Annotated in this window: 20 protein-coding genes and 1 pseudogene; 18 read left to right on the top strand and 3 right to left on the bottom strand. The window is 68.9% G+C overall.

Translation table 11 applies throughout. The features are described 5' to 3' along the window. Positions 1 to 45 precede the first annotated feature (45 nt). The 6 genes from AB0280_RS09930 (at position 46) to AB0280_RS09905 (ending at position 8,548) form a co-directional block, all read left to right on the top strand. Complete coding sequence (locus tag AB0280_RS09930; RefSeq protein WP_308209025.1) at positions 46 to 999, top strand: ABC transporter permease; 954 nt, start codon at positions 46 to 48, stop codon at positions 997 to 999. Then, positions 996 to 3,110 (top strand): dipeptide/oligopeptide/nickel ABC transporter permease/ATP-binding protein, encoded by a 2,115-nt coding sequence (locus AB0280_RS09925; RefSeq protein WP_366367126.1) that lies wholly within the window; start codon positions 996 to 998, stop codon positions 3,108 to 3,110. Before AB0280_RS09930 ends, AB0280_RS09925 begins: the two co-directional genes overlap by 4 nt. Beyond that, positions 3,107 to 4,114 (top strand): ABC transporter ATP-binding protein, encoded by a 1,008-nt coding sequence (locus AB0280_RS09920; protein ID WP_366367124.1) that lies wholly within the window; start codon positions 3,107 to 3,109, stop codon positions 4,112 to 4,114. The genes AB0280_RS09925 and AB0280_RS09920 overlap by 4 nt, the downstream gene beginning before the upstream one ends. A 34-nt stretch (positions 4,115 to 4,148) precedes the next feature. Further along, a complete protein-coding gene (locus AB0280_RS09915; RefSeq protein WP_366367122.1) occupies positions 4,149 to 6,425 on the top strand; it encodes a glycoside hydrolase family 78 protein in 2,277 nt (758 codons plus the stop codon). An 80-nt stretch (positions 6,426 to 6,505) separates the two neighbouring features. Then, positions 6,506 to 6,970: a phage tail protein gene (locus AB0280_RS09910; protein WP_366367120.1), complete on the top strand. Its 465-nt coding sequence runs from the start codon at positions 6,506 to 6,508 to the stop codon at positions 6,968 to 6,970. A 90-nt stretch (positions 6,971 to 7,060) separates the two neighbouring features. Next, positions 7,061 to 8,548, top strand: a complete 1,488-nt coding sequence (locus AB0280_RS09905; RefSeq protein ID WP_366367119.1) for a glycoside hydrolase family 43 protein — start codon at positions 7,061 to 7,063, stop codon at positions 8,546 to 8,548. Positions 8,549 to 8,552: 4 nt separating this feature from the next. On the opposite strand, the gene AB0280_RS09900 is transcribed toward AB0280_RS09905, so the two are convergent. Further along, positions 8,553 to 8,933, bottom strand: a complete 381-nt coding sequence (locus AB0280_RS09900; RefSeq protein ID WP_366367117.1) for a CBU_0592 family membrane protein — start codon at positions 8,931 to 8,933, stop codon at positions 8,553 to 8,555. A gap of 100 nt (positions 8,934 to 9,033) precedes the next feature. Between AB0280_RS09900 and AB0280_RS09895 the strand changes: the two genes are divergently transcribed. Both AB0280_RS09895 and AB0280_RS09890 read left to right on the top strand, forming a co-directional pair. After that, the gene (locus tag AB0280_RS09895; protein ID WP_366367115.1) at positions 9,034 to 9,957 is read left to right on the top strand and encodes a LysR family transcriptional regulator; all 924 of its coding nucleotides are present in this window, start codon (positions 9,034 to 9,036) and stop codon (positions 9,955 to 9,957) included. 142 nt (positions 9,958 to 10,099) lie between these two features. Then, positions 10,100 to 11,248: a cation:proton antiporter gene (locus tag AB0280_RS09890; protein ID WP_159634090.1), complete on the top strand. Its 1,149-nt coding sequence runs from the start codon at positions 10,100 to 10,102 to the stop codon at positions 11,246 to 11,248. A gap of 6 nt (positions 11,249 to 11,254) precedes the next feature. Here AB0280_RS09890 and AB0280_RS09885 read toward each other — a convergent pair whose 3' ends face one another. Continuing rightward, positions 11,255 to 12,085 carry an IclR family transcriptional regulator gene (locus tag AB0280_RS09885; RefSeq protein ID WP_307487448.1) on the bottom strand — a complete coding sequence of 277 codons (831 nt, stop codon included), beginning with the start codon at positions 12,083 to 12,085 and terminating at the stop codon, positions 11,255 to 11,257. Positions 12,086 to 12,245: 160 nt separating this feature from the next. Between AB0280_RS09885 and AB0280_RS09880 the strand changes: the two genes are divergently transcribed. From AB0280_RS09880 to AB0280_RS09870, 3 genes are read left to right on the top strand one after another with little or no spacing between them, the layout of a single operon-like run. Next, complete coding sequence (locus AB0280_RS09880) at positions 12,246 to 14,990, top strand: alpha-L-rhamnosidase (RefSeq protein ID WP_307487450.1); 2,745 nt, start codon at positions 12,246 to 12,248, stop codon at positions 14,988 to 14,990. Beyond that, positions 14,987 to 15,976: an alpha/beta hydrolase gene (locus AB0280_RS09875; RefSeq protein WP_366367112.1), complete on the top strand. Its 990-nt coding sequence runs from the start codon at positions 14,987 to 14,989 to the stop codon at positions 15,974 to 15,976. The genes AB0280_RS09880 and AB0280_RS09875 overlap by 4 nt, the downstream gene beginning before the upstream one ends. Continuing rightward, a complete protein-coding gene (locus tag AB0280_RS09870) occupies positions 15,973 to 16,938 on the top strand; it encodes an alpha/beta hydrolase (RefSeq protein ID WP_224024374.1) in 966 nt (321 codons plus the stop codon). Before AB0280_RS09875 ends, AB0280_RS09870 begins: the two co-directional genes overlap by 4 nt. Before the next feature lie 13 nt (positions 16,939 to 16,951). Here the strand turns inward: AB0280_RS09870 and AB0280_RS09865 are convergent, their stop codons facing one another. After that, a complete protein-coding gene (locus tag AB0280_RS09865) occupies positions 16,952 to 17,701 on the bottom strand; it encodes a FadR/GntR family transcriptional regulator (RefSeq protein ID WP_366367110.1) in 750 nt (249 codons plus the stop codon). Positions 17,702 to 17,838: 137 nt separating this feature from the next. On the opposite strand from AB0280_RS09865, the gene AB0280_RS09860 reads away from it, so the two are divergent. The 7 genes and pseudogenes from AB0280_RS09860 to AB0280_RS09830 all read left to right on the top strand — a co-directional run. Further along, a complete protein-coding gene (locus AB0280_RS09860; protein ID WP_159634072.1) occupies positions 17,839 to 19,137 on the top strand; it encodes an ABC transporter substrate-binding protein in 1,299 nt (432 codons plus the stop codon). A 106-nt stretch (positions 19,138 to 19,243) separates the two neighbouring features. Next, positions 19,244 to 20,188 (top strand): carbohydrate ABC transporter permease, encoded by a 945-nt coding sequence (locus tag AB0280_RS09855; RefSeq protein WP_236560915.1) that lies wholly within the window; start codon positions 19,244 to 19,246, stop codon positions 20,186 to 20,188. Beyond that, positions 20,185 to 21,060 (top strand): carbohydrate ABC transporter permease, encoded by an 876-nt coding sequence (locus tag AB0280_RS09850; RefSeq protein WP_159634066.1) that lies wholly within the window; start codon positions 20,185 to 20,187, stop codon positions 21,058 to 21,060. Before AB0280_RS09855 ends, AB0280_RS09850 begins: the two co-directional genes overlap by 4 nt. Before the next feature lie 10 nt (positions 21,061 to 21,070). Then, entirely contained in the window at positions 21,071 to 22,219 is a 1,149-nt protein-coding gene (gene dgoD, locus AB0280_RS09845; protein ID WP_275181900.1) for a galactonate dehydratase, read from the top strand. Positions 22,220 to 22,224: 5 nt separating this feature from the next. Further along, entirely contained in the window at positions 22,225 to 22,902 is a 678-nt protein-coding gene (locus AB0280_RS09840; protein ID WP_224024381.1) for a bifunctional 4-hydroxy-2-oxoglutarate aldolase/2-dehydro-3-deoxy-phosphogluconate aldolase, read from the top strand. After that, complete coding sequence (locus tag AB0280_RS09835; protein WP_366367107.1) at positions 22,899 to 23,870, top strand: sugar kinase; 972 nt, start codon at positions 22,899 to 22,901, stop codon at positions 23,868 to 23,870. The genes AB0280_RS09840 and AB0280_RS09835 overlap by 4 nt, the downstream gene beginning before the upstream one ends. A 51-nt stretch (positions 23,871 to 23,921) precedes the next feature. Beyond that, positions 23,922 to 24,122 (top strand): annotated as a pseudogene (locus AB0280_RS09830) (bifunctional D-altronate/D-mannonate dehydratase); the annotation flags it as partial.

The raw sequence follows: 24,122 nt of genomic DNA, 5'->3' as shown, positions 1-24,122 counted from the left end.
CCCGGGCGGCCGCAGGACCAGGGCCGCCCGGGAGGGGCCTGACCGATGGAGGTCACCATGGCACTATTCATCACCAAGCGCCTGCTGATGGCGCTGGCCACCGTGCTGGTGGTTGCGGTGCTGGCATTCCTGCTGGTGCACGCGATGCCGGGCAGCCCGGGGGCTGTGTCCCTTGGCGCCGGTGCGTCCCAGGAAGCCATTGACGAGGTCAACCAGCGGCTGGGCTGGAACGATCCGCTGCCGGCGCAGTTCATTACCTGGCTCGGTTCCGCAGTACAGGGCGACCTGGGCGTCTCGCTCATTGATGGCCGCTCCGTCAGCACAGACCTCGCCAGCCGCCTGCCCGTCACGGCCTCCCTCGCCGCCGGTGCCACCATCCTCAGCGCCATCCTGGGCATCGCCCTCGGCGTCACGGCCGCGGTCCGCGGGGGAGTGCTCGACCAGGCAATCGGCGGCTTCGTGGGCCTCCTGGTTGCCCTGCCCGCCTTCTGGGTGGGCGTCATCTTCGTGTACCTGTTCGCCGTCCAGTCCTCAATCTTTCCGGCCACAGGTTATGTGCCGTTCGACGTGTCGCCGCAGGACTGGGCTTTATCCCTGGCGCTGCCGGTGATCACACTGGCTGTGGGCGGCGCCGCCTTCATTGCCCGCCAGACCAGGGCGTCCATGCTTGAAGCCCTGCAGCAGGAACACATCCGCACGCTGCGCGCCACGGCCACGCCCACGTGGAAGATCCTGTACGTCCACGCCCTGCGCTACGCCAGCCTGCCCATCGTGGCCGGCATCGCCCTGCAGTTCATCGGCCTGTTCGGCGGTTCCGTCATCGCGGAGCAGCTGTTCGCCATGCCCGGACTGGGGCAGGCCGTCCAGACCTCCGTCAGCACGCACGATGCCCCTGCCGTCCAGGGCGTGGTGGTGATCGCCACCGTGGTGGTGGTCGCCGTCAACCTGGTGCTGGAACTCGCCACCAAGTTCCTCGACCCGAAGTTGCGTGCCTCATGATCCCCACAGTTTCCCCGGCCCCCGCGGACGCGGACCAGGCAGGAAGTACGACGGCGGCAGGCGCCTCCGTGCCCGGCGCAGGCAAGGCTGCACCCACCAGATTGTCCAGGCACCGGCTCCTCAGCTCGCCCGGCGCCGTGGCCGGACTGCTCTGGCTGGCCGTGGTGGTCACCGCGTCCCTGACGGCTCCACTCTGGCTGCCGTTCAAGACCGAGGACCAGGATTTCACCGCCGTCCTGTCCGGCCCCACCGCCGCCCACTGGCTGGGGACCGACGAACTGGGCCGCGACATCCTCAGCCGCATCTTCGCTGCCGCGGCCGGCACCCTGGGAACGTCGATGATCACGGTGATTGTCGGCGTCGGACTCGGAACCGTCCTCGCCATGGCCGCTGCCGGTGCCGGCGAGCGGACCGAAGCCGTGATCAACCGCATCACCGAAATCATGATGTCCCTGCCGGGCACCGTGATCATCCTGGCCGTCATCGGCGCCGTGGGCACCAACATCCCCATGGTCATGGCCATCCTGGGCATCCTGATGTCCGCCGGCATCTACCGCGTCATCCTGGGCCAGGCCAAATCACTGCAGTCACAGCTCTACGTGGACGCGGCCAAGGTGGACGGCGTGGGGCCGCTGGGCATCAGTGTCCGGCACGTCCTGCCCGGCCTTGCCAACACCATCGTGGTCCAGGCGGCCCTCATCTTCGCCGTGGGCATGCTCATCCAGGCAGGCCTGGCGTTCATCGGGTTCGGGCCGCCCATCCCGCAGCCCAGCTGGGGCGGCATGATCCAGGGCGCCTCCCAGCACGTCTATGACGCCCCCTGGATGATGGTGCCCACCGGCGCCGTGCTGGCACTGACGGTCCTGTCCGCCAACGCCATCGGCAATGCGCTCGGCAAGGCGCCCAACGCCGCGGCCCCGCACCTGCCCTCCGCGGCAGCCCGCCGCCAGCGGGCCAGGGCCGTCGCCGCCATCGCCGCGGCTGCCCCGGCGCCCGGGGACGGCGCCCCCGGGGACGCGCCAAAGGGCACCCTGTCCGTGCGCAGCCTGTCCGTCGGCGTCGGCAATGCGGGGACAGGCAACGGCGTCCGGCTGGTCACCGACGTCTCCTTCGACGTCGAACAGGGCACCGTCCTGGGACTGGTGGGCGAATCCGGCTGCGGCAAGACCATGACGGCGCTGTCCCTCCTGGGCCTGCTCCCGTCCGGCGTCTCGGTAACCGGGGGCCAGATCCTCTGGAACGGGAAGAACCTTGCGGCCGCCACGGACAAGGAGATGGAAGGCATCCGGGGCCGTGACATCGCCCTGATCAGCCAGGAGCCCATGCGGGCACTGGATCCGATGTTCACGGTGGGCTACCAGCTCACGGCAACCATCCGGCGGCTCCGCGGCCTGGGCAAGGCCGAAGCCCGGAAGGAGGCCCTGGCCCTGCTGGAGAAGGTGGGCATCGTGGATGCCGCCCGGATCCTGAAGACCTACCCGCACCAGATCAGCGGTGGCATGGCCCAGCGCGTGGCCATCGCCCTGGCCCTTTCCGGCCAGCCCAAACTGCTGGTGGCGGACGAGCCCACCACAGCCCTGGATGTTACGGTCCAGGCCGAGATCCTGTCCCTGCTGCGGGCCCTGGTGAAGGACACCGGCATGTCCGTGGTGATGGTCACCCACGACCTCGGCGTGGTGGCGGACATCTGCGACCAGGTGGCCGTCATGTACGCCGGGCAGGTGGTGGAGAACGGAAAGACCCAGGCCATCCTGGACAACCCGCGCCACCCCTACACCCTGGCCCTGCTCGCCGCCGACCCGCACGCCAACCACGGGGACGCCATGCCGGAGCGGCTTGCCACGATTCAAGGCCAGGTGCCGCAGCCCAAGGACTGGCCCTCCGGCTGCCGCTTCGCCGCACGCTGCCAGTTCGCCGGCTCCGCGTGCACGGAACCGGTCCCGCTGCTGGCGTCCGGCACCGGCGACGGCCTGGTCCGATGCGTCAAAGCTGACCAGCTCGCCGTCGAAGGCATGGACTGGCTGGCCACGGACGTCCCCGCCGCCAGGCTCCTTCCGGTCAGCCCGGTGGCCCCAACGAACACCACCATCGTCGAAAAGGACCTGGCATGATCACCGCAGTCACGGAACGCCGCGATTCACCAGCACCTGCAGCCGGCACCCCCGTCCTGGAGGTCAAGGACCTGGTGGTCCGCTACGGCCGCGGGCGCAAGGCAGCCGCCGCACCCGCCGCCGTCGACCACGTCAGCTTTTCGATTGCGCCCGGCGAGACCGTGGGCCTGGTGGGGGAGTCCGGCTCCGGGAAGTCCACCATCGGCAAGGCCATCCTGGGCCTGCAGAAGGTCTCCGGCGGCTCCATCAGCTACCAGGGCAGGGACATCACGTCCGCCAATGCCGCGCAGCGGCGGGCGCTGGGCGGGGAACTGCGCGCCGTCTTCCAGGACCCCAACTCCTCACTGAACCCCCGCAACACCATCGGCACCTCCCTTGCCGAACCGCTCCGGCTGCGCGGCGTTTCACCCGCTGAAGCAAGGGCCAAAGCGGAGGACATGCTGGAACGCGTCGGGCTCCCGCGGGAGGCCGCGGACCGGTACCCCAGCCAGTTTTCCGGCGGGCAGCGGCAGCGGATCTCCGTGGCCCGCGCCCTGATCTGCGACCCCCAGCTGGTGGTCTGCGATGAGGCCGTCAGCGCCCTGGATCTTTCCACCCAGGCGCAGGTCCTCAACCTGCTGGCCGACCTCCGCGACGAACGCGGCCTGAGCTACCTGTTCATTGCGCACGACATCGCCGTGGTCCAGTTCCTGGCCGAACGGGTGGTGGTGCTCTACCGCGGCCAGGTGATGGAAACCGGGCCGGCCGCCGCCGTCACGGAAAACCCGAAACACCCCTTCACCCAGGCCCTGGTGGCCGCATCCCCGGTGCCCCGGCCTGCCGAGCAGGCCGCCCGGCGGGAAGCCCGCGAATCGCTGGGTGTCCGCACCGGCGCCGCCGCCGTTCCCGGACCCGGCGGCTGCCCGTTCCGGCTCCGCTGCCCGCTCGCCACCGAGCTGTGCGCCACGGAACGGCCGGCCCTGCGCCGCGTGGGTGCCGCCGACGTCGCCTGCCACTACGCCTGATTTTGCTGCCCTACTTCAGAACGGACCATCCCGCATGACATCCACCTGGCACGCCGCCATGATCACCCCCGAGCAGGATTTCGACGGCGCCCCGCGCCTTCGCAAGGCGTTCCGGCTCGACGAGGGCCACGGCGGCGTGGTGAAGGCAACGCTGCGGGCCACCGCCCTGGGCGTCTATGAGGCGTTCATCAACGGCACCCCGGTGGGTGACGACGTGCTGAGCCCGGGCTGGAGCTCCTATGAGTGGCGGGTGCGCTACCGCACCTATGACGTCACCGCGCTGGTTGGCCCGTCCACCGTGATCGGCATCGAGCTGGGCAACGGCTGGTACCGTGGCCGGCTGGCCTGGCACGGCCTGTCCAACCTGTATGGCAGCGAGCTGGGCTTCGCTGGGCAGCTGGACATCGAGTTCGCGGACGGTCATGTGCAGTCGGTCGCCTCGGACACTTCCTGGCAGGCCGGACCTTCCGCCACCACCTTCAACGACCTCTACGACGGGCAGACCATCGACGCCAGACGCGCCCAGCCGGGCTGGGCGGAGCCCGGCTTCGCGCCCGGGACTGACTGGACGGGCGTGCGGGAGCTGGAGTTCGATGCCGGCCGGCTGGCTGAGCCGGTGGGCCCGCCCGTGGTGCGTGCCGGCGTCGTCCGTCCCGTGGCAATCCTCACCTCACCCGCAGGGAAGACGTTGGTGGACTTCGGCCAGAACCTGGTGGGATGGCTGCGTTTCAGCGTGCAGGGCGAGGCCGGACACGTGATCAGCGTCCGGCACGCGGAGGTGCTGGAAAACGGGGAACTGGGCGTCCGTCCGCTGCGCTCTGCAAAGGCCGAGGATATGTTCATCCTCTCCGGCGGCACGGACCTTTTCGAACCCACCAAGACCTTCCACGGCTTCCGGTATGCCGAGGTCACCGGCTGGCCCGGAACCCTGACAGCGGATGATCTCGAGGCCGTGGTGGTCCACTCCGACCTGGAGCGGATCGGCACCTTCGAGTGCTCCAACGACCTCGTCAACCAGCTGCACCGCAACATCGTCTGGGGCCTGCGCGGCAACTTCCTGGACCTGCCCACCGACTGCCCGCAGCGCGACGAGCGGCTCGGCTGGACCGGCGACATCGCCGTCTTCGCCCCCACCGCCGCCTACCTGTACGACGTCAAGGGCTTCCTGCAGGACTGGCTGCTGGACCTCGCAGCGGAGCAGCAGGCACAGGACGGGCTGGTGCCCATCGTGGTCCCGGACGTCCTGAAGTACTGCCCGCAGCCGCCGGAATTCCCGTCGCCCGAGTCCTCCGCGCTGTGGAGCGAAGCCTCGGTGTGGGTGCCTTGGGCGCTGTGGGAGGCGTACGGTGACCTCGGCGTGCTGCGGAACCAGTACGAATCCATGGCTGCGCACACCCGCCGCGTGGAGGGCCTGCTCTCGCCGTCCGGGCTGTGGGATTCCGGCTTCCAGTTCGGCGACTGGCTGGACCCTGATGCCGCGCCGGACCAGCCGTGGGCAGCCAAGGCGGACACCGCCGTCGTGGCCACCGCCTGCATGTACCGCACCGCCCGGCTCACCGCCCAGGCCGCCGGGCTGCTGGGAAAGCACGACGACGAGGCCCACTTCAACGCGCTCGCGGACCGGGTGCGGAACGCCTTCGCCGAGCACTACGTGGCGCCCGGCGGCACCATCCGCAGCGACTGCACCACGGTCTACGCGCTGGCCATCGCCTTCGACGTGCTCCAAACACCGGAACTGAGGGAGTTCGCCGGCAACCGCCTCGCGGAACTTGTCCGGGACAACGGCTACCGGGTGTCCACCGGGTTCGCCGGAACTCCGTTCATCACCCACGCACTCACCGACACCGGCCACGTGGACGAGGCATACCGCCTCCTGCTGGAGGAGGGCTGCCCGTCCTGGCTGTACCCGGTCACCATGGGTGCCACCACCGTCTGGGAACGCTGGGACTCCATGCTCCCGGACGGCACCATCAACCCCGGGCAGATGACCAGCTTCAACCACTACGCCCTGGGCGCCGTGGCGGACTGGATGCACAAGGCCATCGGCGGCATCCGGCCGCTGGAGCCCGGCTATGCGCGCGTCCTCATCCAGCCGCGGCCGGGGGAGGGGATCAGCTGGGCCAGGACGTCCCTGAAGACCCCGCACGGTGAGGTCCGCGTGGCATGGACTTCCGACGACGGGGGGTTCCGCCTCGAGGCGACCGTTCCCGCCGGGGTGGCGGCCGACGTCGTTCTTCCGGATGGCGCGCGGCACACGGTCGAGGGCGGGGAGCAATCCTTCGCGGCAGGGCTGGGCCTGGCGGTGCGGTAGCCGGGGGAAAAGCCGGGGAGTAGTGCAGGCACGGCGCTGATCTGCAACGATGTGCCACAGGACCAAACCCAGGAGGACTCATGCCGTACATCGTGGATTTCAAGAACGTCTCCACCACCGGCTTGGAATCGTCACCGGTGGCGGAGGCGCTGGCCGGGCTGCGCGCAAACGAGGCGCGCTATTACAAGAACAAATACGACCACGACTTCACCGTCACTCCGGCCGAAGACGATCCGGAGACGCTGCAGTTCATCACCAACATCCTGTCCACGGAGCGAAACCTGGTGATCGCGTCCAAGCCCCTGGAGGTGTCCTCCTTCGAGGTGGACGGGCTGCGTATGGCGTATGTGTTCTACGAGTCCGGGCTGTCCATCAACGTCATGTACTCCGTCGAAGAGGGCGGCAAACGGGCCGTGGGCTTCAAGCTGTCCGACGGCATGGAGGTCCCGGAGGAACTGGCCACCAGCTTCAAGTTCGCACGCCAGAAATCCAAGCTCGCCGGTACCATCCGCGGCTCCTACTTTGTGATCAAGGGCCAGTACTAGGGCCAGCACAAGGCCGCAACGCCGAAGAATGCGTTCCAACGATTGAAACCGGGCCCTGCCTGGGGTGCCGCTGGGCGCCACGATAGCGGGATGAACTCCAATCCCATCCTTGCCGGCTTCAACCCCGACCCGAGCATCGTCCGCGCCCCGGACGGTTTCTACCTGGTCACTTCGTCCTTCGAATACCTGCCGGGCCTGCCGGTCTACCACAGCGAGGACCTGGAACGCTGGGAACTGGTAGGCCATGTGGCTACAAGGGAGGAGCAGGTCCGGATTGCCCAGGTCCCCACGCCGGGCGGCGTCTGGGCGCCCACCCTGCGCTACCGGGATGGCGTGTTCTACCTGATCGTCTCAGTGTTCCTTGGCGGCCGAGGCTGCGTGGTGTTCACGGCCACCGACCCCGCCGGGCCATGGAGTGACGGCACCGTCATCGCAGCGGTGGACGGCATCGACCCGGACCTCGCCTGGGACGACGACGGAACTGCGTTCGTGACGTTCGCCCGCCACCCCGATGCCATCCAGCAGGTGCGGGTGGACCTCGCAACCGGAGAAGCGCTCGAGAAGCCGCGGCCGCTGTGGTCCGGCAGCGGCCTGTATTCGCCCGAAGGCCCGCACCTTTACCGGCGCGGTGACTGGTGGTACCTGCTGGCGGCCGAGGGCGGCACGGACAGGGGCCATGCTGTGACCGTGGCACGGTCGCGGCGGCCGGACGGGCCGTTCGAATCCGCTCCGCACAACCCCCTCCTCACCGCCGCGGGAACCGGCTCGCCCGTCCAGAACACCGGGCACGCAGACCTCGTTGAGCTTCCCGACGGCGGAACAGCCATGGTCCTTCTGGGTGTCCGCCCGGTGGGGCTGGCGAAGTCGTTCTCACCGCTGGGCCGTGAGACGTTCCTGACCACCGTGGACTGGATTGACGGCTGGCCGCACGCCCGGATGCCCCAGCCCGGCGTGACGCCGCCGGAGCAGCTTGAGTACGACTTCAGCAACGGTGCCGGGCTGGAGGATCCGCGATGGATCGGTGTCCGCAGGACGCCCGCTGAGTTCTCGGCACCCACCTCCAAAGGGCTTCTGCTCAGGGGCGAAGGCAGCACCATGGGGTCGTCCAGGCCTTGTTTCGTCGCCCAACGCCAGCGCCACCTCGCGATGGAATTCAGGGCCGTGCTGGACGTCGGCTCCGGCGCGGGCGGCATCGCCGTGCGGAACGCCGAGGACAACTGGTTCGGCATCGAGGCCCGCCAGGCCGGCGACGCCGTCAGGATCACGGCGCGTGCCGTTGTCGCGGGCTTTGACCGCACCTGGGAAGCAACTGTTCCGTCCGGAGATGTTGAGCTGGCAATCGAGGCCAGCCCGCCGCCGTCGGACTTCCGCGCCGGCGCCGTGGGCGGCGACAGGATCCGCCTGCTGGTCCGTGACGCCGGGGCGGGCGGCAGCGCTGAAGGCGAGCTGCTCACCGAACTGGACGGACGGCACTGGGCCTTCGAAACTGCCAAGGCCTTCACAGGCAGGGCTTTTGGCGTCTTCGCGGTGGACGGCGAGGTCCTGGTCCGCCGGCTGTCCTACCGCGGCAGGGACTGACCCGCTACGCGGCCACGGCGCCGGGCTGCGCGGCGTGTCCGGCCGGCGCCGTGCATGCGGCCCTCGCCGGATCTACCACGGCAAGCTGGCCGGTCGTGTCCGGGACGCCGGGAAGTTGCACGGGGGGCGCATCAGGGGCCGACGTGCCCCGCGTGCGGCGCATGCGGAGGAGCGACACTGCGGAGATGAGGAACCAGGCGGCGTTCGTCACCACTGATGGCCACGCCTCATGAAAGGCCCCGTTGAGGATGAACGCACAGGCTCCCACCAGATTCGCGGTCTGGAATGCCCGGCCCGCCTTCACCCATCCCATGGATACCGACAGGAACGCACTCAGAATCGTGGCGGCGCCGGCCCAGCCTGCAACTTCCCACAGCAGTTCCATGGTGTCCTTTCGTAAATCGTTACCTGATGGCAATTCTGTGGGGCGCAGGGCGTGTAGTTCAATTGCATTCTTCTGCACTCCTGGTTTAGAAATGCTTAACATGGACATGGATCCCCGCCGGCTGCTCGTGCTGCTGGCCGTCGCCCGGACCGGCGGCGTGCTCGCAGCCGCCGATGAACTGCACCTCACGCCCTCTGCCGTGTCCCAGCAAATCACCAAGCTGGAGCGGGAAACCGGGCATGCGCTGATGGTCCGCACTCCAAAGGGGTCGGTGCTGACTCCCGCGGGCCTTGCCATGGCTGAAGCCGGCGAGGAGATTGAACGCGCCCTCAGCGTTGCCCGGACCCGGATGGAGAGCGGGGCCAACATTTCAGGTGTAGTGCGGCTGGGCGGCTTCACCAGTTTCATCCGCACCGTGGTGATCCCCCGGCTGCCTGAGTGGCGGAGCAAATATCCGCAGCTCCAGATCCGCATCGTGGAGGACGATTTTCCCGCCCTGCTGCGGCTTCTCCGGCAACGCCAGCTCGACGCCGTGGTGGTGGAACACGACTCCACCACCGCCGGCCAGCTTTCACTCGGGGCAGGAATGATCGAGGAACCTCTGCTGGATGAACCGTGGAAGCTGGCGGTGCCCACCGGAGCGCTGCTTAGCACTGAAAGCGTGGACCTTGCCCGGCTGCCGCTTCCCTGGCTCGGGGTGGATTCCGCAGCCGCGAACTCCGCAGTATTGGGGCGGCTGCGCCATTCAACGGGCGCCAGTATGGAGACTTCGCACCAGTACCAGGAGACGCTGACGGCGCTGGCACTGGTCGCTGCCGGCGAAGGGGTTGCCATCGTGCCCACGCTGGCCCTGGCTGGCGTGGCCCATGAAGGGGTGGACATCTTTGACGTTCCCGGGCTGGGGACACGGCGCATCGTCCTGCGGCGGTTCGACGGGCGCCGGCGTTCCAGCACCCCGGTGGACACCGTGGCGCGGCTCCTGCGCGAATCAGCGGCGGCGTTCGATACGCGGTCGGCGTCCTGACCGGCCCTGATGTGCAGTCCGCGGTGCCGTTGACCCCCTGCAGGGGCATGGGTACTGTGGGCGCACAATCCGTCCGCGGCGCCGGCAGGCTGCGGATGCCTGCGGCGGGTATCGGTCCGGGCGCGCCGGCAAAAGGAGGCAGGTGTCGTTCTTCCAGCTTTCGCTGATCGCCGCCGTCGCGCTCCTCGGACCCTTGCTGGCATTTCCCCGGACATGGCACCTTCCCATGGTGCTCGGGCAACTGCTGGCCGGAATCGCCATCGGACGCACCGGACTGGGGCTCGTGGATTCCACAGATCCGACGTTCACGTTCGTTGCCGATGTGGGATTCGCCCTCATCATGTTCGTCGCCGGAACGCACGTGCCGGTACGGGACCAGGCCATCCGTCCCGCCCTGGGCGGCGGCGCGCTGCGGGCTGCCATCGCTGCGGCCCTCGCGGCTGCCGTAGGAACCGTCATTGCGTTCGCCTTCGGCACCGGACATGCGCCGCTCTACATCGTGCTGCTCGCTTCCTCGTCAGCCGCCCTTGTGCTGCCCATTGTCGATTCCCTGCGGCTGGCGGGACCGAAGGTCCTGACGACGACGGCGCAGGTGGCGGTGGCGGATATCGCCTGCATTGTGGCGCTTCCGCTGGCCGTCGATCCGCCCAACGCGCCGAGGGCAGCCATCGGGGCGACCGCCGTCGCGGCGTGTTCGGTGGTGTTGTTCTTCGTGCTTCGCTGGCTGGAGCTCAGCGGCACCCGCGGTCGGGTGCATGACGTGTCCGAGGAACGGAAGTTCGCCCTGGAACTGCGGATCCAGCTTGCCTTGCTCTTCGCGCTGTCCGGGCTTGCCGTGGCGGGCCACGTGTCCGTCATGCTCGCCGGATTCTCCTTCGGACTGGTGGTGGCGGCAGTGGGTGAACCCCGCCGGCTGGCGCACCAGCTCTTCGCAGTCAGCGACGGCTTCCTGGGGCCGGTGTTCTTCGTCTGGCTGGGCGCGTCGCTGGACCTGCGCGCGCTCGCCGGCACCCCGGCCATGGTTCTCCTCGGGGTCTGCCTTGGAGCGGGGACCCTCCTGGTGCACGGCAGCCTGCGCCTGCTGGGCCAGCCGCTGCCGCTCGCCGTCCTGTCGGCATCCCAGCTGGGCGTGCCGGTTGCCGCGGCCACCATCGGCTCCCAGCTGTCCCTGCTGGAACCGGGGGAAGCCTCGGCGTTGATCCTGGGCGCCCTCATCACCATCGGGGCCAGCGCCGCGGCGGGTTCACGGGCTGCCCGCACCTTCGCACGGAACGCCGAGGCGCCGGCGTAGCCGGCGCTACCCCCGGGAGTGGGTCCACACCCCGGTGCTCGCCTGCGCCTGGAAGCCCAGGTTGCGGGACACGGCGCGGGCGGCGGCGCGGACCGCCGGGGCAAGGACGTTGGGCGGCGTGGCACCGTCCGGAACCACGATGGACAGCGACGCCACCACGGCGCCCTGCGCATCGAAGATGGGGGAGGCCACGGATACGGTGCGGGACGGGACGGTCCGCCGGATCATCGCGATACCGGTCCGCCGCACGTCGGACAGGGTCCTGCGCAGCTGGCCTTCGGGCATTTCGGGCACGCCGGGTTCGTTTTCCGGCGGGCGCTTCAGGATGGTCTCCTGGAACTGCTGGTCCGCCCCGGCCAGCAACACCAGGCCGATGGCGGTGGACCTCAGCGGCGCACGGCCGCCCACCCGGTAGGCCACCTCTGTGGCGTCCTTCCCGGACAGGCGTTCGATCAGCACCGCCTCCTCGTTGTCCCGGACCGCCAGCAGCACGTGGTGCCGGGTGACCTCGAACAGGTCCTCAAGGTAGGGGAGTGCGATTTCCCGCACGCCGTGCCCGCGCGGAGAGAGGGATGCCACTTCCCACAGCCGGACCCCCACCACGTACCGGCCGTCGTCGAGCCTCTCCAGGGCACCCCACGCCACCAGCCGGGCGATCAGCCGCAGCGCCGTGGGGGCAGGCATATCCGCGTGGCGGGCCAGTTCGGACAGTGTCAGCGCGCGGCGCCGGTCGGAGAAAACGGCGAGCAGGCTCAGTGCCCGGTCGATGACGGGTTCGCCCTGTTTGGGCCGCTTTCCGCGCGGAGGCGGGGTGTCCGTTTCCGGAGTGGCAGTCATGGCAGTGGTTCCTAGCGCCGTTGGCAGTTCCTGTGGCCCACGGGGAAAGCAGTGAGCTGAACCACAATACTATTCCAACCATTGAAAGCTCCCTGTGGAGGGGAAGTCACGAAACGCAAAGCTGGAACTCCCAGCAACCGCACTTCAGGAGTCCCGCCGCATGACCGCCCCCACCCGGCTTCGGGCCGAACACCTGCCTGCGGCGCTGGGCCTGACCGTCACCACGCCCCGGCTGGGCTGGACGCCGCCCGCCGGCACCAGCAGCCAGACGGCGTACCGGATCACCGCCAGCAACGGCTGGGACACGGGCCGGCAGGAATCAGCCGCGTGCAGCGGCATCCCGTACACCGGCCCCGCGCTGGACTCCCGCAGCCGGTTCGAGTGGCGCGTCCGCACCTGGAACTCCGGCGAAGACGGCACCGAAACACCAACCGGCTGGTCCCAGCCGATGACGGTGGAACTGGGCCTCCTGCACGCCACCGACTGGACAGCGCAGTGGATCGGCGCCGACGAGCCGGAGATCCCGGCGGCGGGGGAACGCCCCGGCTACGCCTTCACCAAAACCTTCACGCTCGACGCAGCCCCGCACAAAGCCCGCGCGTACGCCACCGCCCACGGCATCTACGAACTCTTCATCAACGGCCGCCGCGTGGGCGACCAGCAGCTCACACCCGGCTCCACCAGCTACAACACCACGCTCCAGGTCCAGGCCTACGACGTCATGGACCTGCTCGTCGAAGGTTCCAACACAGTCCGCGCCGTCCTCACCGACGGCTGGTACCGCGGCACCTTCGGGTATGCGCGCGACGCCGGCATGTACGGCACGCGAACAGCTCTCCTTGCGCAGCTCGAGGTGGAGTCCGCGGCCGGCCGGCAGACCATCGGCACCGACGGCTCCTGGCTGGTGTCCGCAACGGAGATCACCAGCGCCGACCTCATGGCGGGCGAGCGGGTTGACTTCCGGATGCACGACGGCGGGAGCACACTGTCCGCAGGCACGGCACCCGGGGCACGTCCCGCCGTCGTCCGTCCCGGCGGCTTTACGGCACTCACCGGACCCCTCGCCCCTCCCACCCGCGTGACCCGGGAACTGGCGCCGGTGTCCATCACCCGCCTTCCCAACGGCCACCAGGTGGTGGACTTCGGCCAGAATATCCACGGCTGGGTCCGGCTGTCCCAGCTGGGTGCCCCGGGAGGAACCGTCACGCTGGAATACGGCGAGGCGCTTGGGCCGGACGGTGACGTCACCCGGGACCACCTGCGGCCGCACAATTTCCGCGCACCGGGGGCCTTCCTTGATGCCGGCCAGGTGGACACCGTCACCGCCTCCGGCGCCCCGGGCGGGGTCTTCGAGCCCCGGCACACCACGCACGGGTTCCAATACGTCTCGGTCCAGGGCCTCGCCACGGGCCTGCAGCCGGCGGACATCTCCGCCTGCCTGGTCCGGACAGACCTGGAACGGATCGGCACGTTCAGCTGCAGCGACGCCCGGCTGAACAAGCTCCATGACATCGTCGAATGGAGCTTCCTGGACAACTCCTGCGAGGTCCCCACCGACTGTCCGCAGCGCGAGAAGGCCGGCTGGACGGGGGACTGGCAGCTGTTCATCCCCACCGCCGCTTACCTGTTCGACGTCACCGGATTCTCCCGGAAATGGCTCCGCGACGTCCGAGCCGACCAGTGGGAGAACGGCGTCATCGCCAACATTTCGCCCTCGCCCGGACCCGCTGCCACCTCCGCGGAGTTCATGGCATTCACCAATGGGTCCGCCGGCTGGGGCGACGCGATCGTCATAGTGCCGTGGGAGGCCTACCTGGCCACCGGGGACGCATCAATCCTCGCCGAAAACTGGGACGCGATGCAGCGCTGGCTGGGCTTCGTCCGGACCACCGCGGAAACCCAGCGGCACGCAGCCCGCGCAGCTCAGGCGCCCCTCCCGGCCGCCCACGAGCAGTACCTGTGGGACACCGGCTTCAACTTCGGCGAATGGATGGAACCGGGCGGCCCCGAACCTGACCTGTTTGCCGCCCGCACCGCGGACAACGGCATCGTGGCCACCGCCTACTACCGGCACACCACGGACCTGATGGCCCGCATCGCCAGGGTGCTGGGGTTCGCCGGGGAAGCCGCCGCACTGGCGGAACTCTCGGCGAACGTCCGGAACGCCTGGGAAACGGAATACCTGGACGCCGCCGGGCAGGTGACCCGAGCCAGCCAGGCCAACTGCGTCCGCGCCCTGGCCTTTGACCTGGTCAGCCCGGAACGCCGCGCCACCGTCACCGCGCAGCTCGCAGGACTGATCCGGGACGCCGGCACGCACCTGGGCACGGGCTTCCTGTCCACGCCCTACCTGCTGCCCGTCCTGGCGGACAACGGCGAACTGGACCTCGCCTACGAACTCCTCATGCAGGACTCCGAACCGTCCTGGCTCGCCATGGTGGACCGCGGCGCCACCACTGTGTGGGAACTGTGGAACGGCATCGACGCCCGCGGCACCGCCCGCCAGTCGCTCAACCACTACAGCAAGGGCGCGGTGGTGTCCTTCCTGCACCGGTATACCGCCGGGCTGCGGCAGGCCCACGACAGTGCGGGCTGGGAACGGCTCGTCATCGAGCCCAGGCCCGGGGCCAGCATCACCTCCGCCACCACTTCCCACCAGGGGCCGCGCGGCCTGATCGAGGTGGCGTGGACCATTTCGGCGGGGACTGCACCGGAGGCGGCAGCGTTTGAAGGCGCACCGGACGACGGCGTGCTGACGCTCACCGCCATGATCCCCGCCGGCACCACCGCCGAGGTGCTGCTGCCCGGCCGGGCGGCCGCCGTCGTCGGGCCCGGACACCATACTTTCCTGGCCGCACCCGGCGGGGACAGCAGCCAACCCGAGCTGATGAGGAGCACACTATGACAGTGGACCGCGCCAACGACGTACTCGACCCTTCCCGCGATGTTTCCCGCCCGGGAGGCCGGACCGTTCCGCCCTTCCCGGTCTACGACGCCCCCGGTGCGCCGGAGCAGGCCGGCGGGGAGTCCCTGGTGTACCGCGAAGTGACGTACGCCCGCGCCCTCGGCTTCCGGCCGCTGAAGCTGGACATCTGGCTGCCCCGCAACACCGCCGGACCCACGCCGCTGGTGCTGTGGGTGCACGGCGGTGCGTTCCAGCTGGGCGACCGCCGGGAGCTGCCGCCCACCTTCGCGCCGGACTCCGTGTTCCGGCTGCTCAACCAGGCAGGCATCGCCTGCGCCACGGCGGACTACCGGCACGCCCTGGAATCCCCCTTCCCGGCGCAACTCCACGACCTCAAAGCCGCCGTCCGGTACCTCCGCGAATTCGCCGCGGAGCTGAACATCGATCCGGAACGGTTCGGCGCCTGGGGCGAATCCGCCGGCGGGCACCTCGTCGCGCTCCTGGGACTCACCGGAAACCGCCAGGACCTCGAGGGCGGCCTCGGCGCGCAGGGGCACCCAAGCAGCGTCAGCGCCGTCGTCGACTTTTACGGTGTCTCCTCCCTGGCGGACATCCCGCCCATGCAGCGGCCGGCCGGGCTGTTCCCCGCCGCACTGACCGCTGCCGTGCCGCCAGGCATGTCCGTGCAGCCGGAATACATGCTGGTGGGCGGCTCGGATGACCGCGACCTGCTCGCGGCTGCCAGCCCCGTCAGCTACGTGACCCCCGGCGCCGCGCCGTTCCTGCTGGTCCACGGCGACTCCGACGGCCTGGTCCCGCACTCGCAGACCGAACTCCTGGCCGCCGCCCTCGCCGAAGCCGGCGTCGAGCACGACGTGGTGACCATCGAGGGCGGGGACCACTGTTTCTTCGGCGCGGAGGACCGGATGGACGCCATCCTGGCAGCCGCCGTCGGCTACTTCTCGCGGAAGCTGGGCGCAGCATGACACCCACCAAACCTGCCGCGTCAGCGCCGGCGGCTGGCCCCGGGAACGACGCCCAGGCGCCCGACGCGGGGTTCGCGGAGTACCTGGCCAGGCCGGAAGGCCCGCAGTTCCTCAACCCGGACGCCGTGCGGTCGCCCGGGCCCGACGTCCCCATCCGAACGGTGACGGCGGACGGCCGGCACGGGCCGGTGGCCATCCGGATCTATGGTGAGGCGGCCGCTGCCGGCAGCCCCGCCCTGGTGTGGCTGCACGGCGGCGGCTTCGTCAGCGGGAGCGTTGACATCCCCGAATCGGACTACCTGGCACGGGTGCTCGCGGCCCAGGGGACGCCGGTGCTGTCCGTAGACTACCGCCTGGCGCGCAACGGCGTGTCCTTTCCCGTCCCGCATGATGACGCCCTGGCCGGATGGTTCTGGGCGCGGAAGAACGCCGCATCCCTGGGCCTGGATCCGGACCTGCTCTGCCTGGGCGGGGCCGGTGCCGGCGGCAACCTCGCCGTGGGCGCCGCGCTCTACCTGATCGACGCCGGCAAGCCACTGCCCGCAAAACTGCTGCTGGCCTATCCCTTCCTGGACGCCGAACTCCCGCCGCCGGCCGGAGGCCTGGACGATTCGGTCATGGCCGGACTGCCGCGGCACCTGCGGTTCACGCTGGAGGACTGCATCCGGACGGCGGAGAACTACGTGGGGGGTCCGGTCAGCATGGCACCGTCCTACGCCATGCCCGGCTACGCGGACCCTGCCGGACTTCCGCCCACCGCTTTGCTTGCCTGCGAGTACGACGACGCCCGCGGCTCAACCGAGCAGTTTGCCTCGGCATTGGAGCGGGCGGGGGTTCCGGTGTCCTACTTCCTGGCCGAGGGCGCAGTGCACGGCCATCTCAACCACACCGCAGGGCTGCCGGAGGGGCAGGCGGCACTGGACTTCCTGGCGGGCCAGCTGGCGGCGGCGCGGAGGCCTTAAGCGCGGAGACGGGTCAGGGCTGCCCTGGCGTTTCTTCGGCCGCGTGGCTGCTGGACCAGATGTCCCCCATTTCCTCGGTGGACTGCTCCACGATCCTGCTCATGGCGGCGTGCGCGGCAGCGGCCTCCCCGCGCTGGATCGCGCTGGCCACATCAACATGCAGCTGCAGCGCCTCGTGGTCCGGAAGATGCGGCATCAGGCCGTGCTGGGTCCGCCCGGCCAGCACCTCCGCCACCAGGTTGTGCAGCTGGGAAAACATCAGGTTGCCGGAGGCATTGAGGACTGCGGCGTGGAAGTCGATATCGAGCCGCAGGAATTCCCCCTGGTCCCCGCGCTGCCCCGTAGCCCACAGCCGGGCTGCCATCGAGACAAGGTCGCTGGCCTCATCCAGGGATGCGCGTTCAGCGGCCAGGCGCGCGGCCTGCGGCTCAATGGCGCCACGCAGTTCGTTCAAGGCCCGCAGCTGCTCCAGCCGCTTGGCCGATGCCAGCCGCCACCGGATCACCTGCGGATCGTAGAGGTTCCAGCTCGCCTCGGGCTGGACCACCGTGCCCAGGCGGCGGCGGGACTCGAGCATCCCCATGGACGACAGGACGCGGGTGGCCTCCCGGATCACGGACCGGGACACCTTGTGCTGCGCCTCCAGCTCATCCAGCCGCAGGATGGAGTTCGGTGCCAGCGTTCCCTCGGCAATGGCGAGCCCCAGGTTCTCGACCAGCGATGAATGCAGGTCAGGGGACAACGCCGCCTTTGGGATGGTCATGAATAAATCATATGGGGGCATAGCAAGGTCTTGTATATGTCTGCCTTATTTGTCTATGCTCGCTGAACAGAGCAGACGTAACGAGGCGTTTGTAACCAGCCCGCGCTGATGCGGGCCCAAAGGCAAAGGGAGTCGTAATGAAGCGGCGTTCAATTGTGAAGTACGCGGCCGTGGCCGCGGCGATGTCGCTGGGGCTCACCGCCTGCAGCGGCGGCGGAGGCGGCAGCGACCAGGCGAAGGAGTCCGGCACCGTCCGCGTCACCCTCGCCAACCACGTGTGGACCGAAGGCATCAAGGCCGCCATTCCGGAGTTCGAGAAGTCCAGCGGCCTGAAGGTCGAACTCACCCAGCTGGGCGAAGACCAGCTCTCGGACCAGTACAACGTCAAGCTCAACGCAGGCAGCGACGAAATCGACGTCATGATGTACCGCCCGCTGCAGGAGGGCAAGGCCTTCGCCAAGAACGGCTACCTGGCGGACCTGACCAAGAACGTCTCCTCCGACTCCAACTGGGACTGGAAGGACTACCAGGAGGGCCCGGTCAAGGCCACCACCGTTGACGGCAAGGTGGTCGGCGTGCCGATCATCACCGAGCGCGAGGTCCTGTACTATCGCAAGGACCTGCTGCAGGCCGCGGGACTCCAGGTGCCCAAGACCATGGATGAACTGGAAGCGGCCGCCAAGGCCATCAAGGCTTCCTCCCCGGAGACCGCAGGGTTCGTGGCCCGCACCGGCAAGTCCGCCGCCGTCACCCAGTTCTCCAGCTTCCTGTACAGCTTCGGCGGCGACTTCATGGACTCCAGCGGCAAGGCCTCGGTCAACACCGATGCAGCCAAGAAGGCCTACGCCTACTACGGCGGCCTGATCAAGAACTACGGCCCCGCCAATGTCAGCACGGACATGAGCTGGCCCGAGGCCATGGCCATCTTCACCCAGGGCGGCGCCGCCTTCTACACCGAGGCTGACTCGCTCTACAAGAACGCCACGGACCCCGCCAAGTCCAAGGTGGCGGACAAGGTCGGGTTCGCACCGCTGCCCGCCGGCCCCGCCGGTTCCAAGCCGTACAACATCCCCTCCTGGGCCCTGGGCGTGAACCAGAACTCCAGCAACCAGGAAAACGCCTGGAAGTTCATCCAGTGGGCCACCAGCAAGGAGCGCACCCTGGCAGCCCAGAAGGCCGGCGTCCCGGGCCCGCGTACCTCCGTCTGGTCCAACCCCGACGGGACCTCCACCTACCCCAAGGACCTGGCTGAGGCGATCTCCGCCAGCGCCAAGAACGGCGTGGGCCACGACCGGCCCGAGGTTGTCACGGTAGGCAAGGCCCGCGAAATCGTGGGCGCCCCGATCGTTGCCACCATCACCGGCGCGGATTCCGCGGCCGCGGCAAACGACGCCCAGACTGCTTTCCAGACCTTCCTGGACAGCGAAAAGAAGTAGGACGCCTGGCGCGGATGCGCCGTACCAGCCCGCCGGGACGGCCCCCAACGCCGTCCCGGCGCGGCCCACTTCACCCCCAAAACTCCTTAGGTGAACCATGTCTGTAATGAACCCACCCCGCAGCGCCCGCACCCGCCGGGCCGGTGGCCCCGCCCGTGCCGGGGGGAGCTTGTCCGCCTGGGCCAACCGGCACCGGAAGTGGCTTTTCGCGGCGCCCGCCATGATCTTCGTCGGCGTCCTGATCATCTTCCCCCTGGCCTGGACCCTGTACCTCAGCCTCACCGACTCCCAGGGCTCCGTCCGGGCCGCCACGGAATTCATCGGGCTGCAGAACTACCTCACGGTCCTCAGTGATTTCGAGCGTTTCTGGCCTGCCGTGGGACGCACGCTTGCCTTCACCGGCGTCGCGCTGGCCTTCGAAGTGGTCCTCGGAATGGGCGTGGCCCTGCTCCTGTGGCGGCCCTTCCGCGGGGAAAAGTGGGTCCGCGTGGCCATCCTGCTGCCGCTGGTGGCCACCCCCGTGGCCGTCGGCATGATGTGGCGGCTGATCTTCGATCCCAACATCGGCTTCGTCAACCAGCTCCTGGGCATGGTGGGCATCCCGCCGCAGCCGTGGCTGTCCGGACAGGACACCGCACTGGGCACCACCATCTTCATGGACGTCTGGCAGTGGACCCCCATGGTGGTCCTGATCCTGCTGGCCGGCCTGACCTCCCTGTCCGATGAACCGGACGAGGCCGCCCGCGTGGACGGCGCCAACGCCTTCCAGCGGTTCTTCTACATCACCCTGCCCCTCATGATGCCCACCGTGATCGTGGCCATCCTGCTGCGCGGCATCGATGCCCTGAAGACCTTCGACATCCTCTACGCCACCAAGGGCAAAGGCGGCGGCTCGTTCCACGAAGTGGAGACGCTGAACGTCTACGCCTACGGGCTGAGCTTCGACTACAACCAGTACGGGCTCTCCTCGGCGGTGCTGATCCTGTTCTTCATGATCATCATCGGCTCCATGTGGCTGCTCACCATGCGCAAGAAAGCGGTAAGCAAATGACCGTCATGACAGATTCCGCCGCCACCGCCACCAGCAGGGCCCCGCGCCGACGCAAGCCGCTGGGCACCCGCGCCTACAAGGTGTTCCGGGTGGTGGCCCTGATTGTGGTGGTGCTGTTCCTGCTGGCACCGCTGTTCTGGATGCTCCTGGCGTCGCTGAAGACCAACGTGGACATCTACGACACGGGCAAGGCGTTCCTGTTCTCGCCCACGTTCGAGAACTACGCCAACGTGCTGCAGCGCAACAACTACTTCGTGTTCATCGTCAACAGCTTCTGGGTGGCCTTCGTCTCCACCGCGCTCTCGATCGTCCTGGGCGTCCCCGCTGCCTACGCCATGAGCCGGTTCAGCATGCACCGTTCCGCACTGGTGGTCCTGATGGCCCGCGTCATCCCGGGCGTTTCCCTGCTGGTGCCCTGGTACTACGTCTTCTCCAACCTGCGCATGGTGGGCAAGTTCGAGGTGCTGATCCTCAGCCACATGTTCGTCGCGCTCCCGCTGATCGTCTACATCATGATGAGCTACTTCGACTCACTGCCCCTCGAACTGGAGGAATCGGCTGAGGTGGACGGGCTCACGCCGATCGGGGCGTTCCGGCTGATCACGCTTCCGCTGGCGGTGTCCGGCATTGCCACGGCCGGCATCCTGTCCTTCATCTTCTCGTGGAACAACTTCATGTTCGCCCTGGTGCTCTCCGGCGCCAAGACCAAGACCCTGCCGGTGGCGATCTTCGACTTCGTCTCCTACGCCAGCATCGACTGGGGCGGGCTGATGGCCGCGGCCACCGTTGTGACCATCCCCATCATGATCATTGCGCTCTTCACGCAGAAGTACATCGTCTCCGGCCTGACCGCCGGCGCCACCAAGGGTTAGGAACCGCCGCGTGACCGTCATCAGCCGGATCGAAACATTCCTCGTTGCCCCCCGCTGGCTCTTTGTCCGGATCGAAACCGACAGCGGCATCGTGGGCTGGGGCGAGGCCACCTGCGAGGGCCGCAGCGAAACGGTGCGTGCCGCCGTCGGGCAACTCTCGGAGCTGCTCATCGGAAGGGACGCCCTCCGGATCGAAGACCACTGGCAGGTCATGACCAAAGGGTCCTTCTACCGCGGCGGCCCCATCCTGGCCAGTGCCGTGTCCGGCCTGGACCAGGCGCTGTGGGACATTGCCGGCAAGCACTTCAACACCCCCGTGCACCAGCTCCTGGGCGGTCACGTCCGTGACCGGATCCGGATGTACGGCTGGGTGGGAGGCGACGAACCGAACGAGGTGGCTGACCAGATCAGCGCGCAGCTGGAGGTGGGCCTCACCGCCGTCAAAATGAACGCCAGCGGCCGGATGAGCCCGGTGGCGTCAGTCGCCGAGATCGACGGCGTCGTCCGCCGTGTCGCGGCGGCCCGCCAGGTGCTGGGCGACCACCGGGACGTCGCCGTCGATTTCCACGGCCGCTTCAGCCTGGCCAACGCCAGGCGGGTGGCGCCCCTGCTGGAGCCGTTCCGGCCCTTCTTCCTCGAGGAACCGGTGGTCCCGGAAAACACCCACCTGCTGCGCGAATTCACCTCCTCCACCACCACCCCGGTGTCCACGGGGGAGCGGCTCTACAGCCGGCAGGAATTCCTGCCCGCGCTGCAGGCAGGCATCGCCGTGGCGCAGCCGGACCTCTCGCACGCCGGCGGGATCACCGAGGTCCGCAAGATCGCCGCGCTGGCCGAAGTGTATGAAGTCCAGCTGGCGCCGCACTGCCCGCTGGGCCCCCTGGCGCTCGCGGCCTGCCTGCAGGTGGGCTTCGCCACGCCCAACTTCCTCATCCAGGAACAGAGCATCGGGATCCACTACAACCAGGGCGCCGAAGTCCTGGACTACGTGGTGGACAAGACGCCGTTCAAGTTCGTCGATGGCCACATCGAGCGGCTCACCGGGCCCGGACTCGGCGTCGAAATTGATGAGGCCGTGGTGCGGGCAGCGGACAAGCGCGGCCACGCCTGGCGCGGACCGGTGTGGCGCCACCCCGACGGATCCTTCGCAGAATGGTGAACCCCATGACATCGCAAAATGCAGCTGTTACGCCAGCCGAATTGTTGGCCGGCATCCGGCAGGCGCGCCTCGTCGGCATCGTCCGCGGGAACGACGGCGGTGCTGCCGCCAAGGCCGCGCTGGCCGCCATGGAGGAGGGATTCCAGTACGTGGAGATCGCCCTCACCACACCCAACGCGCTGGAGGCCATCCGGGAAGTCCGCGCGGCTGCCCCGGCCGGCTGCCTGGTGGGCGCCGGCACCGTCCTCAGCCAGGCCGACGTCGAACACGTCACCGCAGCGGGCGGCCAGTTCATCGTCACCCCCTCCCTGGCCCCCTCGATCAGCGAGGCCGCCAACGCCGGCATCCCCGTCCTTGCCGGGGCGCTGACGCCCAGCGAGGCCTATGAGGCGATGGAACGCGGCGCCACCGCCATCAAACTGTTCCCCGCCTCGATCGGGGGCCCCGGTTACCTGAAGGCCGTCCGCGATCCCTTCCCGGACATCCCCTTCATCGCCGTCGGCGGCGTGGGCCTGGACGAAGCCGCCGGGTACTGGGAAGCCGGGGCCATCGCCGTCGGCCTCGGTGGTCCGCTCTTTGGCACGGCGGCCTCGGGGGGCGACCTTTCGGACATGCGGGACCGCGCCCGCCGTTTCCTGGGCCTTGCTTCTGAATTCGCGGCCCGTACCGGGACCCCTTCGTGACGGTGGACCTGCTGACCTTCGGCGAGTCCATGGTCTCGCTTCGGTCCACCGGCCCGCTGGCCTCCGGCGGGACCCTGAACATGCAGGTGGCCGGGGCGGAATCGAACGTCGCCATCGGCGTTGCCCGCCTTGGCCACACGGCGGCCTGGGCCGGGTGCGTGGGGGCGGATCCCCACGGCGAGTTCATCCTGAAGCAACTCCGGGGCGAAGGCGTCCAGCTGCACCACAGCGTCCACCCGGAGCGGAGCACTGGGGTGATGTTCCTGGAGCAGCGCACCGCAGACCTCAGCCGGGCCTTCTACTACCGCGCAGGGTCCGCGGGGTCCACCATCTCGCGTGGGCACGTGTCCGCCGCGCTGGATGGCGGCGCCCGGATCCTGCACCTCACCGGCATCACCGCAGCGCTCAGCCCGGAAGCCCGGGGCGCCGTGGAATACGCCGCGGAACGGGCGGCCGGTGACGGTGTAGTGGTCAGCCTCGACGTGAACTACCGCAGCAAGCTCTGGTCCCGGGACCAGGCGAAGGCGGTGCTCGGCCCCCTGGCGCGGCACGCCACCATCGTCATCGCGTCCGACGACGAACTGGACCTGATTGCCCCGGCGGACGAGGGGAGCGGGGCGGCAGGGACTGCTACTTACGAAGCTTCCGCCGCGGCCCGGCTGCTCGACGCCGGAGTCAGCGACGTGGTGGTGAAGCGCGGCGCAGCAGGCGCCGCCGTCTATACCGCTGAAGGATGCCTGGAAGCACCGGCCCTCGCCGTGACCTGCGTGGACACCGTGGGGGCCGGGGACGCCTTCACCGCCGGCTACCTCTCCGCGCGGCTCGACGGCGTCGATACCGCCGGCCGCCTGCACCACGGCATCCTGGCAGGCGCCTTCGCCGTCAGCACGCGAGGCGACTGGGAAGGGCTGCCCCGGACCGACGAACTTGCCCTGCTTGATGCCGCCCGGGGCAGCACCGTGCGCTGACCCCAGCCTTTGACATTCCAGACCTTCAGAAACCCGACCCGAAAGCCAGCCATGAAAATCGTTGCCGCCGATGTGTTCGTTACCAGCCCGTCCCGGAACTTTGTGACCCTTCGGATCACCACCGAGGATGGTGTGACGGGTATTGGTGATGCCACGCTGAACGGCCGGGAGTTGGCTGTTGCCGCGTATTTGAAGGAGCATGTGGCGCAGTTGCTGATCGGGAAGGATCCGCACCGGATCGAGGATACGTGG

The sequence above is a fragment of the Pseudarthrobacter sp. 902506025 genome (assembly GCF_040702325.1).
GTDB lineage: Bacteria > Actinomycetota > Actinomycetes > Actinomycetales > Micrococcaceae > Arthrobacter.
This window is presented reverse-complemented; position numbering and strand designations above follow the sequence as displayed.